General features: G+C 46.1%; 15 protein-coding genes. 8 read left to right on the top strand and 7 right to left on the bottom strand.

Going from position 1 to position 15,292, the window contains the following annotated elements; all coding sequences use genetic code 11:
• Positions 1–10: 10 nt before the first annotated feature.
• Both NWE96_12130 and NWE96_12125 read right to left on the bottom strand, forming a co-directional pair.
• Positions 11–1,249 (bottom strand): insulinase family protein, encoded by a 1,239-nt coding sequence (locus NWE96_12130; GenBank protein ID MCW3984717.1) that lies wholly within the window; start codon positions 1,247–1,249, stop codon positions 11–13.
• A 60-nt stretch (positions 1,250–1,309) separates the two neighbouring features.
• Positions 1,310–1,846, bottom strand: coding sequence for a winged helix-turn-helix domain-containing protein (locus tag NWE96_12125; protein ID MCW3984716.1), 537 nt, complete (start codon positions 1,844–1,846; stop codon positions 1,310–1,312).
• Between the two features lie 82 nt (positions 1,847–1,928).
• Here NWE96_12125 and NWE96_12120 point away from each other — a divergent pair, with 82 nt between their 5' ends.
• The 4 genes from NWE96_12120 (at position 1,929) to NWE96_12105 (ending at position 7,281) form a co-directional block, all read left to right on the top strand.
• Complete coding sequence (locus tag NWE96_12120; protein ID MCW3984715.1) at positions 1,929–2,864, top strand: ABC transporter ATP-binding protein; 936 nt, start codon at positions 1,929–1,931, stop codon at positions 2,862–2,864.
• Positions 2,861–3,682, top strand: a complete 822-nt coding sequence (locus NWE96_12115) for an ABC transporter permease (protein MCW3984714.1) — start codon at positions 2,861–2,863, stop codon at positions 3,680–3,682. Before NWE96_12120 ends, NWE96_12115 begins: the two co-directional genes overlap by 4 nt.
• Positions 3,683–3,772: 90 nt before the next feature.
• The gene (gene mgtA / locus NWE96_12110) at positions 3,773–6,766 is read left to right on the top strand and encodes a magnesium-translocating P-type ATPase (GenBank protein ID MCW3984713.1); all 2,994 of its coding nucleotides are present in this window, start codon (positions 3,773–3,775) and stop codon (positions 6,764–6,766) included.
• 221 nt (positions 6,767–6,987) lie between these two features.
• A complete protein-coding gene (locus NWE96_12105) occupies positions 6,988–7,281 on the top strand; it encodes a hypothetical protein (GenBank protein MCW3984712.1) in 294 nt (97 codons plus the stop codon).
• A 6-nt stretch (positions 7,282–7,287) separates the two neighbouring features.
• Here NWE96_12105 and NWE96_12100 read toward each other — a convergent pair whose 3' ends face one another.
• Both NWE96_12100 and NWE96_12095 read right to left on the bottom strand, forming a co-directional pair.
• Complete coding sequence (locus NWE96_12100) at positions 7,288–7,614, bottom strand: thioredoxin domain-containing protein (GenBank protein MCW3984711.1); 327 nt, start codon at positions 7,612–7,614, stop codon at positions 7,288–7,290.
• Between the two features lie 2 nt (positions 7,615–7,616).
• The gene (locus NWE96_12095) at positions 7,617–8,408 is read right to left on the bottom strand and encodes a CDGSH iron-sulfur domain-containing protein (protein ID MCW3984710.1); all 792 of its coding nucleotides are present in this window, start codon (positions 8,406–8,408) and stop codon (positions 7,617–7,619) included.
• Positions 8,409–8,481: 73 nt separating this feature from the next.
• Between NWE96_12095 and NWE96_12090 the strand changes: the two genes are divergently transcribed.
• The 3 genes from NWE96_12090 (at position 8,482) to NWE96_12080 (ending at position 10,161) form a co-directional block, all read left to right on the top strand.
• A complete protein-coding gene (locus tag NWE96_12090; protein MCW3984709.1) occupies positions 8,482–8,712 on the top strand; it encodes a cytochrome B5 in 231 nt (76 codons plus the stop codon).
• Between the two features lie 69 nt (positions 8,713–8,781).
• A complete protein-coding gene (locus NWE96_12085; protein ID MCW3984708.1) occupies positions 8,782–9,525 on the top strand; it encodes an SDR family oxidoreductase in 744 nt (247 codons plus the stop codon).
• 81 nt (positions 9,526–9,606) lie between these two features.
• Positions 9,607–10,161 (top strand): Hsp20/alpha crystallin family protein, encoded by a 555-nt coding sequence (locus NWE96_12080; protein MCW3984707.1) that lies wholly within the window; start codon positions 9,607–9,609, stop codon positions 10,159–10,161.
• Positions 10,162–10,331: 170 nt separating this feature from the next.
• Here the strand turns inward: NWE96_12080 and NWE96_12075 are convergent, their stop codons facing one another.
• Positions 10,332–10,904 (bottom strand): rubrerythrin family protein, encoded by a 573-nt coding sequence (locus NWE96_12075; protein MCW3984706.1) that lies wholly within the window; start codon positions 10,902–10,904, stop codon positions 10,332–10,334.
• Positions 10,905–11,184: 280 nt separating this feature from the next.
• On the opposite strand from NWE96_12075, the gene NWE96_12070 reads away from it, so the two are divergent.
• Positions 11,185–12,822: a B12-binding domain-containing radical SAM protein gene (locus NWE96_12070; GenBank protein ID MCW3984705.1), complete on the top strand. Its 1,638-nt coding sequence runs from the start codon at positions 11,185–11,187 to the stop codon at positions 12,820–12,822.
• Here the strand turns inward: NWE96_12070 and NWE96_12065 are convergent.
• Positions 12,819–13,700, bottom strand: coding sequence for a tRNA (adenine-N1)-methyltransferase (locus NWE96_12065; protein ID MCW3984704.1), 882 nt, complete (start codon positions 13,698–13,700; stop codon positions 12,819–12,821). The genes NWE96_12070 and NWE96_12065 overlap by 4 nt on opposite strands.
• 76 nt (positions 13,701–13,776) lie before the next feature.
• The gene (locus tag NWE96_12060; protein MCW3984703.1) at positions 13,777–15,291 is read right to left on the bottom strand and encodes a proton-conducting transporter membrane subunit; all 1,515 of its coding nucleotides are present in this window, start codon (positions 15,289–15,291) and stop codon (positions 13,777–13,779) included.
• Position 15,292 lies beyond the last annotated feature (1 nt).

Here is a 15,292-nt window from a genome sequence, read left to right as displayed (position 1 = left end):
CGATCAGGGTTTATTTTGGGGTAAGCAGAGCGGTACAGAGAGAATCTTCGTTTAAATGCCTTGAAGCGGCTTGGCGGATGTCCTCTTTTTTTAGCGCCTTTATCTTAGCAACATAATCTCTCAGTGCAAACTCGCTTCTGAACTGGGTTTCCATGTAGGTAATTATTTCTAAAGTGTCATGAATACTATCCATACCTCTAAGCAGACTGCCTAGCCAAATCTGTTTAGTCCGCTCTAACTCGTCAGCGCAGATATCTTCATTCCCCAAAGCGGCTAACTCTTTAAGAATCAGTTTTCTGGCCTTGTCTACCTTGGAGTTGTTTACTGCACAGTTTACGCTAAAGTATCCGAAATCTGCGCCTTTGCAATGTGTCGAACTGACATCGTAGGTAACCGCGTTTTTTTCTCGCAGTTCTATAAAAAGACGGGAACTTGTGCCCCCGCTGAGTAGTGTCGCTATCAAGTCTAGGGCGGGTGCATCTTTGTGAGTAGCGGAAATTGTGCGTGCACCTATGCTTAGGTATGTTTGTCTTATTCCTGCTTTTTCTCCAACGACACATGGTTTTGGTTTGTGGGTTTCAGTTGCCTGTTTTTCTTCGGGTAATGCGTTTCCTTTTGGCTGGTTTTGGAATCCTTGTATTGTTTCTTCGAGAGCTTTTTGAGGCAATTTTCCTGAGAGCGTCAAAATCATGTTTGGGGGTACGTAGTTTACGAGTTGAGCCTGCTTTATTTGGTTTAATTCAACTTGTTTTATGGTTCTTGGGTAACCACCTACGGGTCGCCTAATCGGGTGGTTCTTGAAGAGGCTCTCTAGAAGCATCTGGTCCACCTTCACTGAGGGGTCATCTTCCACCTCAGCGAGTTCATTGAGGATTATTTTGCGTTCCAACTCAAACTTGTCCTTTTCAAAGGTGTCCCCAAAGAATAACTCAGAAAGAATTCGAGAGGCTTCACTTAATTTCTCTGGTAAAACATCAATCGTGGCAAGCACATGCTCTCGATCAGTGTAGAAATCCAATATGCCACCGTAGTTTTCTATGCTGCGGGAGCGTTGGATTCTTTGTTCGGAGCCTCCGGCAAGCATGTGTTCGAGGAAATGGGCGATTCCAGCTGCTTTTTTAGGTTCCTGGTTTGACCCGTACTTGACAGCGAGTGATATCTGAGCGGTATTAGATGATTGCCTTGGGTACTCTAAGACAGTTAAACCGTTAGGGAGAGTATTTTTGTGCCAAACCAGATTTGCGGACATGACCAAAACCAAATTGTGCGCGGGTAAAATCTAACACTTGAATGCTTTACTTTCTATAGGTTATCTTGTGGGCTCGATTTTTAGGTGTGGTGTTTCTTGTTGGTATTTCAAAATTTTTTCTGACAGTTCTTCTATTTTTTTAAGTGCTGTTGGTTCCATGAATATCTGGACAAAGGCTTGCATGGTTGCATAAAACGAGAAATCCACTGCGTTTACATCTTTTGGGACTTCGCCATAAACAGCAACCTTGGTCATTATTTCCCGCTGGATGGCGGTGTAGATTTCGAAGGCTTTTTGCAGGTTGGGGTTTTTGGGTTTAAATTCGAGGTATTGCTGTTGTGGCATGTAGGCTGTTGCAGATGCACGGTAAAATTTCCTCTCTAAGTTGCCTACTTTTTCTGTTCGACAGAGTTCTATTAGGCTGGCGTTTTGGAGTTTTTGAATTCTGCGCCAAAGTTTAAGGGTTGGAACATTAAGTTTTTGAGCTAATTCTGAGACGGAATATTCGGATAAGACTAAGTTTTTTAGGATTGTTTGGTTGAGTGGGTCAGAGACAAGTATGGTGCCTTTTTGGTCGAGGAATTTTACTAGTTTCATACAGTGAAATCGGTTTCACCGCACTTAAATACGTATCCATCCTATAACCACACAAACAACCCCCAAAAAGAGGAAGAGACGCATGATCGACACCCAAAACCTAACCCGAACATTCGGCAACCTAACAGCCGTAGACAACCTTAACCTACAGATAGAAAAAGGAGAAGTCTTCGGTTTCCTCGGCCCAAACGGTGCAGGCAAAACAACCACCATCCGCATGCTCGCATGTCTAATCGCGCCCACCAAAGGCACAGCAACCGTCGCAGGATACAACATCCACAAAGACCCCCTAAAAGTACGCCAATCAGTAGGCATACTCACAGAAAACCCTAGCCTCTACGAACGCCTAACTGCATACGAAAACATGGATTTCTTCGCCCAAGCCTACGGAATCACCGACGCAACCGAGAGACAGAGGAGAATCCAAGAGTTGCTGGAGTTTTTCCGCCTTTGGGAACGCCGAAACGATAAGGTTGCGGGTTTCAGTAAGGGTATGAAGCAGAAACTCGCCATCGTTCGCGCCACTGTGCATAGGCCGCCTGTGCTTTTTTTGGATGAACCCACTGCGGGTTTAGACCCTGAGTCAGCTAAAGAGATACGGGATATGATGGCTCAGTTAAGTGAGCACGAAAAATGCACAATACTGCTAAGTACACATCACTTGGAAGATGCTGAGAAACTCTGCAGGCGAGTATTGATTATGAATAAAGGTAAGTGTCTTCTAGTTGGTACACCTGACGAGTTGCGGCAAAGAATAAGCGGAATACCAGTCATCGAAGTGAACTTGACAGAGGTAACATCTAAGGTTTTGGCAGCAGTAAACGCCACTTCTATGGCTCAGGAAGTAAAACAGCGACAAACCACCCTGCTTGTTAGCGTGAAGGACGCCCGTTTAGCAACTCCCGAACTCGTGCGGGCTATTGTGGAGGCAGAAGGCCAAATCCTCTCCGTTAACGTTTTGCGTCCTTCGCTCGAAGAGGCGTACCTCAAGTTAGTCAAGGGAGGAGAAACACAATGAACATCCATAAAGCGTGGTTGGTATTCAAAAAAGACTGGTTGGAAATCAAACGCAACTGGCAAGTTCTGCTACCCATAATCATTTTGCCGCTGATTTTTGCAGTGGTGTTTCCGGGGATTATCAGGGTTATCTCGCAGACTCCAGCCCAAAACATGGATCCCCAAGATTTTCAATCGTTAATTGTCAATTTACCCGCAGACGTTCAAGCGCAAATCGCCCAGATGACACCAAACCAAATCCTATTCTACATTATGGTGCTCTACTTCTTCGCGCCGTTCTTCCTCATAATACCCGTCATGGCGTCAAGCGTTATGGGTTCAGATAGCTTTGCAGGTGAGCGGGAACGAAAAACCATCGAGGCGCTTTTAGCTACGCCCATCTCTGACAGCGAACTCTTGCTTGGAAAAATACTGGTAAGCTTCATTCCAGCCATGATTGTCACCTGGGTATCCTTCGCAGTTTACGCAACAATCGCTGACATCGTAGGCTTTACAATGTTCAACGGGACGCTGCTGCTTCCTAACGTGATCTGGCTCATCTTAATCTTCGGTGTTGCCCCAACATTAGCACTATGTAGTATAGGCTTAACTGTGATTATCTCTGCCAGAGTTAAAGGCTTCAAAGAAGCTCAGCAAATAAGCGTTGTACTTTTGCTACCTGTTTTGGGGTTGGTTTTTGCACAAATCTCCGGGTTGCTGATTCTGGGGCCAGCTGTGCTTGCTTTGCTCATAGCTATTTTCGCAGTCATCGATGTTGCGGTATTCTATGTTGGGACAAAACTTTTCCATCGCGAAGAAATCCTCTCCAAACCCGCATAGAACCAAACTGCACCTGCAGTAGCATCCTCTCCTTTTTTCACAAAAACACCTTTAAGCATGTTCTGCTTAAGCCCTCAAAGAGGGGGCTTTATGGCGCAGTTAACCAACGATGATCTCTCTTCTTCAACAGAATCACCAGAGACAGCTATGAAGCCCATCTTGAGCACAGAAGAACTCGTCAGGTTACCAGTCAATGAACTCCTATCGCATCTGGATACCTCTCAACAGGGGTTGACTTCGCAGCAGGCCTCAGAACGGCTGGAAGCTTTTGGCCGAAACGAACTCGGCATGGAACATAAGCATTCAGCGATTGTAGAATTCTTTGTTCACTTCAAAAGCCCCCTAGTGATTATCCTATTAATCGCAGGCATTATCTCTGGTTTTTTGGGGGAATGGGCTAACACCGCAATCATCTTAACCATCATCTTGGTCAGTGTCGTATTGGATTTCTATCAGGAGAGAAAAGCTGAGAAATCCGCTGAACTGCTAAAGCAGAAAGTTACCTCAACCGCCACTGTGCTACGGGATGGGGTGAAACAAGAAATAAAACTGCCTGAAATCGTTCCAGGTGACGTTTTTTATCTCTCAGCAGGCGACATTAGCCCCGCCGACGCCCGCGTTATAAGCGCAAAAGACCTCTTCATCAATCAATCCGCATTAACAGGCGAATCATTTCCAGTCGAAAAAACAGCAACACCAGTGAAAGAGAAAAGCAACATAGCGGAATGGAGCAACTACTGCTTTATGGGAACCTCCGTTGTAAGCGGAACCGCAACAGCGGTGGTGACCAAAACTGGGAGCGCAACAGAATTCGGCAAAATCGCTAAAAAACTTGTCGAGAAGCCCCCGGAAACAGAGTTTGAGCGAGGAATCAGAAGCTTCGGTTTCCTCATACTACAAGTAACGTTTTTGCTTGTGATTTTTGTTTTCATGGCAATCGCCCTACGAAACCCCAGCAGCAGCGGCGTCGTGGAGGCCTTGCTTTTTGCTGTAGCTTTAGCGGTTGGTTTGACGCCTGAACTGTTGCCCATGATTATAACCATCAATTTGTCGCGGGGAGCCATGGCGATGTCTAAAAAAGGCGTCATCGTAAAACGGCTTTCGGCGATCGAGAACTTTGGCAGCATGAACGTGCTCTGTACCGACAAAACAGGCACCCTAACCGAGAACCGCATTAAACTCATCTTAAACGTAAACATAGAAGGCGACGAAGACGAGAAAGTCTTCCGTTACTCCTTCCTAAACAGCCACTTCCAAACAGGACTAAAAAGCCCCCTTGACGAAGCCATTTTAAAACACAAAGAAATCGACACCACCCAGTACCTAAAAATCGATGAAGTGCCCTTCGACTTCATCCGCCGCCGCGTCTCCGTCGTCGTCGAACACAAGGGACAACGGTTCTTCATAGCCAAAGGCGCCCCTGAAGAAATTCTTAAAGTCTGCACATACTACGAGTTGGACAAAACAATTTCTGACCTCACCGACGAAATCAAGGGAAAAATCGACCTTAAATACCGCGACTTTAGCGCTCAAGGCCTCCGTGTGCTTGGAGTGGCCTACAAGCGGCTCAAAGAGGAAAAAGCGGTTTACTCGATTAACGATGAAAGTGAAATGGTGTTCTTGGGGTTTGTGGCTTTCCTTGACCCACCTAAAGAAACAGCTAAACAATCAATCCAACTCTTAACCAAGGCAGGCATAGAACTTAAAATCCTCACAGGCGACAACGAGCTGGTCACAAAAAAAGTCTGTGAAGAATTGGGCTTTGAAGTCAAAGGAATAGTGCTGGGAACGGACATCGCAAACAAAACCAACGAAGCGCTCATGGCAACCGTTGAAGAAGCCAACGTCTTTTGCCGCGTAAACCCCGCCCAGAAAGACCGCATCATTTCTCTACTTAAAAAGAACGGACACGTCGTAGGCTACATGGGAGACGGCATAAACGATGCACCATCCCTTAAAACCAGCGACGTCGGAATCTCGGTTGATAACGCAGTAGATGTAGCTCGAGAATCCGCAGACATCATCCTCTCTCAAAACGACCTTACGGTTTTGGCGCAGGGTGTTTTTGAGGGGCGCAAAACATTCGGCAACACCATGAAGTACATCATGATCAGTGTTAGCTCCAACTTTGGGAACATGTTTAGTGTTGCTGGCGCCGCGATGTTTTTGACTTTTCTACCCATGCTTCCTGTGCAGATATTGCTAAACAACCTTCTCTACGACTTCTCCCAGTCATCCATAACGACTGATAAAGTGGATGAAGAATACGTGGAGCGCCCCAAACGTTGGGACATCACATTCATACGCCGTTTCATGCTAACTTTGGGTCCAGTGAGTTCACTATTCGACTTTCTGACGTTCTTTGTCATGCTGTTTTTCTTTGCAGCTGAACCAGCCCTATTCCAGACCGCGTGGTTCATTGAATCCTTAGTTTCGCAGATTCTAGTTGTCTTTGTCATAAGAACCAGACGTCGACCCTTCTGGAAGAGCAAACCAAGCAAGTACCTCGTCATAACCAGCATAGCCATAATGACATTTGCGCTATCAGTGCCGTTTACGCCTCTAGGCCCAGTGTTTGGTTTCGTGACACCGCCGCCGATGTTCTATGTGGCGTTAACCCTCATTCTATGCGCCTATTTAGTGGTCGCTGAAGGGGTAAAAGGCTGGTTCTATAAGCGCGAGGCTTACCGCCTTGAACAGGCTTTGGCACCTAAAAAAGCGTTTTACATCACAAAAACAGCCAAGTTGACGCAAATCATGGTTGCCGCTATAAGCCTCCGAACTGAAGAAGAATTCACAATCACTTCGTTAACTGATGACATAAACCACACCTTAACTTACGCCGTGAACAAAAATCAAATCGAAAAAATCCTCCAACAACTCAGAAAATCTGGCTTACTGAGCGTCAACCGCAAAGAAGGAACAATAAAACGTGAAGGCGCCTTTGGGGCTTACGTTAAAAGCATCATTGAAGGACCAAACTGGTCTGCCACAATCGAAGATTGGCGAAAAGTACACAACATTTTACTAAACAAGTATGGTTCCGTTAACTCTGAATACGAAGAAATACTCCAAAAACAGTAACAAAGCATCCAACCTCTGAATTTGCCAAGTGCAGCGACGGTTTTTGCAAAGACGGCTTAACAAACCAGCGCTCTCTTTGCGATACCTGTTTGGCAAGCCAGTAAAAACGTGTTCTCAAAAAGAGTTAATTTACCTAAAAGACAAGGGCATGCTTGAAGGTACGAAACATCATGCCAAATTTGTGTTGGGAATGCAAGCATAATACCCTGAAGATGAAGGTTATGGTACCTCCAGAGTGCACCATAAAAGAATACCTTCAACGGACAGGTAACTTTCAATCCGACATAGCTTCAATTGTTAAAGAAAAACTTGAGCAGTACACAGTTCATTTCCGATCAGGCGGCGAATTGAGGCAGATGACCTTTAAGGTAGTGCATGAATGCAAATTAAGGATCCAAAGAGACGCAAACCAAACAAACTGCCCCTGCTACAAGCACAGCCAACAAGCAAAAGCCATAAGCAACATAATTTACAGCAAACAACAAACTGCGCAAGTATCAGTGTTATCGAAGTAACAAAAACTATGGGTTGGCAGTGAGGTCTGCAAGTTCCGCTTTGCTAAGCCCAAGCCCAGGAGTTGCATCGAGTCTTTTTTTAACTTTACCCTTTTTGAACAGCAACACAGTAGGGTAGTATTCTATTCCGTATTTGTCGCATAAATCCGCTTTATAATCAATCATAACGCTTAGGCATTCGTCGGGGTTGGTTTTGGCGTATTCCTCAAAGATGGGCAAAAACCGCTGCGAATGCGGACACCAAGACGCATAGAACAGCACGTAGGCTTTTTCTTTCTCTTTAAGGATGTCCTCGACGTTTTTCTCTTCAGAAATCTCCATTTTCTTTTTCAACACTACCTCTCCTCTTGATATTCTTCAGGGTAATGACTACTATCACAGAACGGCTTTATAGTTGATTTTCCACAGCGGCAAAGTGTGACTCGGTTGCGAGTTTCGTAGGGTTTACCATCCGCCGAATAGATGGGGATGCCGCCGCGTACCCAGAGTGGACCGTCAACTCCAACTGAGGGGTCCTCGATAAACCCGATAGAGGGCTCAAGTTTTGGCTCGAGCACCTCGCCTGTCTCTTTATTTACGACCACAAGCCTGCCAGAGGGGCAGTCGAAAGCGTTTCTTATGCAGTTTTCTCTAATTTTTGGGTCGCTTGTTTGGGGGATTTGGTCCCAAATATCGCCGCCCCTATGGCAGAACCTAGCCGAAGCACACAAGATTGCTGCATCTTTCAATGCCAATTTGGGGCCATCCATTGCTTTAGCCATATGCTCAAACGGTTGATTGTCGAATTCTTCCGTTCCGTTAAATTTTACTGCTACGTGTGTTCCGTCGCAGAAAGGCTTGCTCTTTGATTGCCCACATCGACAAAGTGCATAAGTCTGTTTTGTTGGCAGTTTAGCGGCTGTAACCCATTCGCTGGGGGTCGTTGTAACGCTGTCACATTTGATTATCATACGATAAAGGGGAACGTTGCCTGAGATTATGTAGGGGCCGTTCTTTGTTACCTGTATCTTGTAATTCTGCTGTTGCGGCTGGTTCTTGCCTTCCATCATTATGGCCTCAAGAGTATAAGTGAATTGGACTTTTCTAAACAACCTTTCGGTATTTTGTGACTGTGCAGTGCCAATCACAGAGGGTTATAGCTTCTAAACGCTTAATTCCATCTGTCCCTTAATGGAATGTGGTGGTTTATGTTTGGAAGAAATAAAGAAATTTACGATCAGCGAACTGGCTCAGTTCAACGGGAAGAATGGGAAACCAGCTTACGTGGGTTACAAAGGCAAAGTCTACGATGTAACGGAGTCCTATCAGTGGGGCGACGGCGAACACCTCGGGCACATGGCAGGAAAAGACTTAACCGACCAGATGGAAATCGCACCGCACGGCGAAGACGTCCTGCTCGAAAGAATGAAAGTCGTCGGAGAATTGAATTAGCGCCGATACCTGCGTAATTGGAAAAAACTAAAAAAGAATCAGATACCAATAGCTATGTAGGGTTGTTTTATGTTTGATTTTAAAAGTAAAGTAGCTTTAGTAACTGGGGCGGGGAGAGGTATCGGCAAAGAAATCGCGTTAACCCTTGCAAGAGCAGGCGCAGACGTAGCCGTAACGGACTTAGCAGACACCGTTTTTGAAACCCAAAAAGAAATCGAAACACACAACGTTCAGTCCTTAGCAGTTAAATGCGACGTTGGAAACCGACAAGACGTAGAAAACGTTAAAACACAAACGCTCCAGAAATTCTCAAAACTCGACATACTCGTAAACAACGCAGGCATCTACCCTCAGAAACCGTTTTTGGAAATGACCGAAGAAGACTGGCATAAAGTAATCCATGTCAACCTCTACGGCGTTTTCCACTTCACAAAAGCATTCTTACCCGGCATGGTTGAGCGAAAATACGGCAAAATCATCAACATATCCTCAATTTCTGGGCCTGTGGTGGCTTTTCCCAATTTGGTGCATTATTCAGCGAGCAAAGGCGCAATTTCAGGGTTCACTAAAGCGTTGGCCGTAGAAGCTGCACAGCATCAAATAAACGTGAATGCAGTAGCACCTGGCCCCATCGACGTCGGCGGCTTCACCAAGGCAGACGAAGCGATGGCGATGATTGTTAGGGGCATCCCGTTGGGGCGTATAGGTAAACCAAGCGACATAGCAAACCTCGTGTTGTTCTTGGCAAGCGACGAAGCAAACTTCATAACGGGGCAAACAATCGTGTCCGACGGCGGATACACCTTGCCATAAGCCTGTTGTATGCTAGCTCGGTGCAGTCACATAGCTTAATTAGCTAAAGCTTACCTTCGCCAAATGTGTAGGTGACTTGTTTTGAGTGAAGAAAAAAAGAAGATGACCTACTATTATGGCGGCAAAGAAAAAACAGCCCGCGAAATCAAAAAACCCCACGAGGAAATAACGCTCTACACTGCAAGGGACTTGGAACGTGACTTTAACCGCTTGATGAATAGGTTTGAGCGGGATTTCGAAGACTTCTGGGGCACCTCAACCAAGCTTGGACGGGAACTTTCTACAAAAGCACGTGATTCCATGTTAGCTTTTACTGGTATGCCCTCTGTAGACTTAGAAGATCAAGGAAAAAGCTACCGCTTAACCGTTGATTTGCCTGGCTTCAAAAAAGAAGATGTCCAAGTAGAATTAACCGACGACTCCGTAATCGTAAACGCCAAACACACAAAAACAGAAGAAGAACAACGCAAAAACTACATCCGACGTGAACGTTCAGCCCAGACTTTTTACCGCAAAATCCAGCTACCTGAACCAATCCGCCCCGACGACGCAACCGGCGCTTTAAACGACGGGATTCTTGAGGTCACTTTACCTAAGATGCAGCCAAAGGAAACAAAGAAATTAGAAATAAAGTAGCTTCCAGCGATTTTTTCTTTATATAAGGGAGGGGAGGTAGACTCTGAGACGTCGCGTGATTCCCGCAGGTACGGATACGGTTTCGTATGCTCTAAGTAAGGGACCTACAGAGGTCCAAAGCACTTGATACATTGAATAAACAAAGAGCAAACAAAAAGAAAAGATGAAAGTTAGTAGTTTTCTACCCAGACTTCAAAGTAAGCTTTGGGATGTTCACATGTGGGGCATTTTTCTGGCGCAGCGTTGCCTTCGATGACCATGCCGCAGTTACGGCATTTCCATTTGATTGGCGTATCCTTCTTGAAGACTTTGCCCTCTTGGACGTTGGCTAAGAGTTTGTTGTATCGGCGTTCATGGTACGCTTCAACTTTGGCAACCATCCTAAAAGTCCAAGCAACCTCGGGGAATCCTTCCTTTTCTGCGATGTCGCCGAAGTTCGGGTAAATCGTTCCCCACTCCATTTTTTCGCCTTCCGCAGCCGCCTTAAGGTTGTCTAATGTCGATCCAATTACGCCAGCTGGGTAAGAGGCCGTGATTTCAACGATGCCGCCCTTTAGGTGCTTAAAAAATAATTCTGCGTGCTCTTTCTCGTTAGCTGCGGTTTCCTCGAATATGGCTGCGATTTGCTCGTAGCCTTCCTTTTTTGCTTTGCTGGCAAAGAAGGTGTATCGGTTGCGTGCTTGGGATTCGCCTGCGAAGGCTGCTAGAAGGTTCTTTTCTGTTTGGCTTCCATTAAAATTCATGTTTAAAACTCCTTACGTTGAGGTTAGCTTAAACCCAGATAAAAGCCTTCTCAGCAGATTATGCTACATAGGATGTTAAGACTTTTATTTTCCACTCAACCTTAATGTGTTGCCGGATGAAGAGAAGGCATTAAATTGACTTAAAAGGGATGAAAACTCAGAGTTACTCGGACGGCACAACAGCTTCTTTTAGGCAGCCCCAGTTAACCATACAACCGATAGGAATTTTTAAAAGGACTATGGACATAATCATTTACTCTGCTCAAGAGGAATCCAAAGGTTGCAAACAGTTAGCGGCAGAAAAATTGTGCTCACAGCGTCAGCCACCGAAATGAGCGACTGGCTGAATAACCCCTTCATCGCGTTCGCAGGCGGATTCGGCAAAGGCCCCATCCCCCTATCATACGTCCGAAAAACTCTTTATCCACACCGACCTCCACTTCCCGATGGCCAAGCAAGCTACGCACCGTATGGACTTCGAAAAGTTGAATCCATCCTCTTAGAAGGCGGATTCTCTCCAAACGACATAGCAGTAGCATACCCCGAAGACTTAGACAAATTCATAGGTCCAGAAACCAAAGTCGTGGGCATCTCAAGCATGGACCCCACAGGCATGGGTTACGTAAGCAAAACCTACAGTTCCATCGTGGGCGGAGGCGAACCCATGAACCGCATCGAATTCCGCAAGCTTGTCATGCACCCTGCCATCCAAAAATACAAACCTAACCTCAAAGTCATCGTCGGCGGATATGGTTCATGGCAGCTTGAGCGTCAACATGTCTCAAAAACCTATGGCGTCGACTGCGTTTTGATGGGGGGCAGACCTGGACCAATCGTGGAGTTGTTCAAAAAAGCCCTTAACGGTGAACCGCTTCCACGCATAGCCAAAGCCGATGAATCGCTGGACAACTGGAACTATAACCAAGAGATGCCTCTTATCAAGAACGTGGCCATCCATGGAGCAGTAGAAATCAGTAAAGGTTGTGGACGAAACTGCCAATTCTGCACACCCACCATGCAGCACAAAATCGATGTGCCTCTTGAAAAAATCATGCAAGAAGTCGCCTTAAGCGTGGCGCAAGGTAGCGACCACATCACCTTAATCACTGAGGACATGTTCCTCTATGGCGCCAAAGATCCGCGCTTTGTACCTAACCGGGAAGCAGTAGTTAAACTGTTCAAAACCGTGGCCGATTATCCAGGTGTAAAAAGCATCCAAGCGGCACATATGTCTCTGGCGCCTGTTTGGCATGATCCGCAGATGATTCGGGAACTTGCGGAAATTTTGATCGAGAAATCATGGTACTCTTTCGGTAAAAAGCCGATTATCACAGCTGAAACAGGCATCGAAACTGGCAGTCCTCGTCTTATGAAAAAGTACATGGCAGGTAAAATGTTGCCGTATCAGCCTGAACAGTGGCAAGACGTGGTCACCAACGCGTTCGGCATCCTAAACGATAACGACTGGTATCCGTTAGCGACGCTGATTATCGGTTTGCCTGACGAGAAAGAAGAAGACATGCTTCAAACGTTGGAGTTGATGGATAAACTCAAAGACTACAACGCCTTCTACGTGCCGCTGTTCTTTGTGCCCCTTGAGAACTGTGTTTTGATGAAGCAGAAAGGCGCTGAAATGGACTCGCTTTCTAAAGCGCGATGGGACTTTTTCATTAAATGCTGGGAATACAACATAAAAATCTGGAAACCCACCTTCCTAGAAAACCGCCTGCAAAACCCCATGCTCTACAACGCATTCGACAAAGTCTTTATCCCCTACTTCGGCAGGATATTGGGCGCTTACTATGCATTAACGCGTGGTGCCAGAGGCGAACAATTCAAACAAGCTGTTTACCAGCTAAGTTTGCCTTTGCCAGATAACGGCAGAAGAACCAAAGGAAAAGTGAAAGCTAAAGCTTAGGCAGATTCCTCTGCCAACCCTTCATTGTTTTCTTGTTCTATGTTAACTTCAGGCATCGCTTCTTGCAAAAACGAATCTGTCTGCGCTGCTTGTTGAACTGTCGGTTTTATAATTTTTCTTGCATGTGTTATGTAGCCTGTGTGTCCTGTCATCATCGTGTTCGGCCTGGTTTTTCCCCGTTCAACCTGCATCGTGCGCATAAGGCATTCAACCGTTTCGATGAATACGAATCCGTTGTCGCGTAATGCTTCGGTTGTACGGATAACTTGGTCTATGGTTGGACTAAAAGAAACCAAGACACCTGAAGGCTTTAGCGCCTCGTAAGCATGTGGAACAACAAGCCAGGGCACCGCAAGGTCCAAAATCACCGCGTCCAAATCCCTCTCTGCAATGCCCATGGTGACGTCGCCGCTTTTCATTTCTACGTTGTCGATGAGTTTTGAGCGTTGCAGGTTTTTGGCAGCGTTCTTCTGGAATTCAGGGCGTAACTCGTAAGTATAAACTTTACCCGTTGGACCAACATAATGCGCTAACGCCGAAGTTAAGGCGCCTGTGCCTGTGCCTGATTCGAAGACGCGGCTGCCTGGACCGATACCGCTAAACATTACGATAAGTGCAGCGTCTTTGGGGTACACGATTTGTGTGTTTCGACCTGACTTCATCATGTAATCGGTTAACATGGGCTTAAGGGTGGTGAAGGTTACGCCGAGACTGCTTTTGATTGGTTCCCCATACTCTTTACCGATTAATTCATCTAGTTTTAGGTAGCCTTTGTGTGTATGAAAGGTTTGTCCAGCTTGAACTTTTATCATGTAAGTGCGACGAGCGTCAAGGTAGATTAGTACGTAGTCGCCGTCGTGGATTGTTTGGTTAGCCAAATTTGTTCCCTTGAAAAGTCAAAATGGGGTTGTACCATTTAAGCTTTGAAAAATATTGAAAGAAGAAAAGAGATGTTTATGGAACTGTCCAGGGCAGTTGGCTTAGCGCTGGTTGGATAATTTGCAACGCGAGGTTGGGGAACAAGCCGAAGATGAAGATGGCTGCGACGAGTATGAACACTGGAATGAGCAGATACTTGTTCTCTTTGATGCGTGTAGTGACGCCGTCTTTGGGTGCTTTGCCATACATTATGTTGACTAGTCGGAATATGTAAGCCGTCTGCAGTACGCTGGTTAAGACACCGATGACTGCCAACCAAGTTAAATTCACGCTGATAGCTGCAGTGAAGACGAGGTATTTAGCGATGAAACCGCCCAGTGGTGGAACACCTGCAAAGCTCAAACCAGCCAGTACAAGGGCTAAGCTTGACCAAGGCATTCTTTTGCCGACACCTGAAAAGTCGCTGAGTGTTTTGAACCCTTGACTGTTTATTATGCCAACAGCCATGAATGCTAGAGCAACTGTTAAGCTGCCGATGAGGAAGAAGTAGAGGTTTGCCTCTAAACCGAGTTCTGTAACGCTGGTAATGGCGACTAGGTTGTAGCCGACGTCTGCCACGCATATGTATGCTATTAACCGTTTTACGTTGTTTTGTAAGAGCGCGAATATGTTGCCGACAATCATTGACAGTGCTGCGAGGACCGCCATCATAAGTGTCCAGTCGAATACACCTCCAACGGATGGCGGCAGAATAATGAACAACAAGATTCTGATCAGTATGTAATAGCTACCTTGATCAACCAGTGCCGAGAGGAACGAAGCTGAGGGGGCGGGTGCAGCAGTGTAAGCGTCAGGCAACCAGAAGTGGAAGGGCACGATTGCAGCTTCAATTGCATAACCAGCTGCGACGAAGATGAAGGCGATTATGAGCAGGTTCATGTCTGCGCCTGTTATGGTGCCGATGGCTTCGCGGACTGCGATGTAGTTGAGGCTGCCAGTTAAGCCATAAACGATTGAAAGGCCCAAAAGCACGAATGCAGAAGCGATGATGACCATGACTAAGTATTTTAGGGTGGCGTTGAGACTGAAGGCGTTTTTGCGGTACAGCATTAGGAACGCTGCGGCGGCTGTGGCGGCTTCCCAGAATATGAAGAAAGTTAGCAAATCGCCTGAGAGCACTGCACCAACTAATGCACCTGTTAATACCAGCATGAGTGCCATGTAGCGGTCTGAGGGGCGATCTGCAGAGTTTACGAAGAACACAGTGTAAACCATTATTACTGCGGCTATGCCCACGATTATTATTGCCATGTAGAGTGCGATGGCGTCAATGAGGAACGATGTAGCGATTGCGGGGTTTGAGGTGCCGTCTAAGGTTAAGTTTAGCGGCTCAGGGTTAGCCACGCTGTAGTAGCTCAAGAAAAGGTTGGCAACGGTTATGCTTGCGATGGTCAAAACTGCGATGAACCACGCGGCGGTTAAGCCTGTTTTGTGGCTGCTTTTTCTTACTGCTTTAAAGATGGGAAGTGTCAGTAACCCTGCAACTATGAGTGTGAATATCGGCAATATTACGTCTATTATTGTGACCATT

Source organism: Candidatus Bathyarchaeota archaeon, from assembly GCA_026014685.1.
Classification (GTDB): domain Archaea; phylum Thermoproteota; class Bathyarchaeia; order Bathyarchaeales; family Bathycorpusculaceae; genus Bathycorpusculum.
Note: the sequence above shows the minus strand (reverse complement) of the source record. Positions and strands in the feature narration are given on the sequence as shown.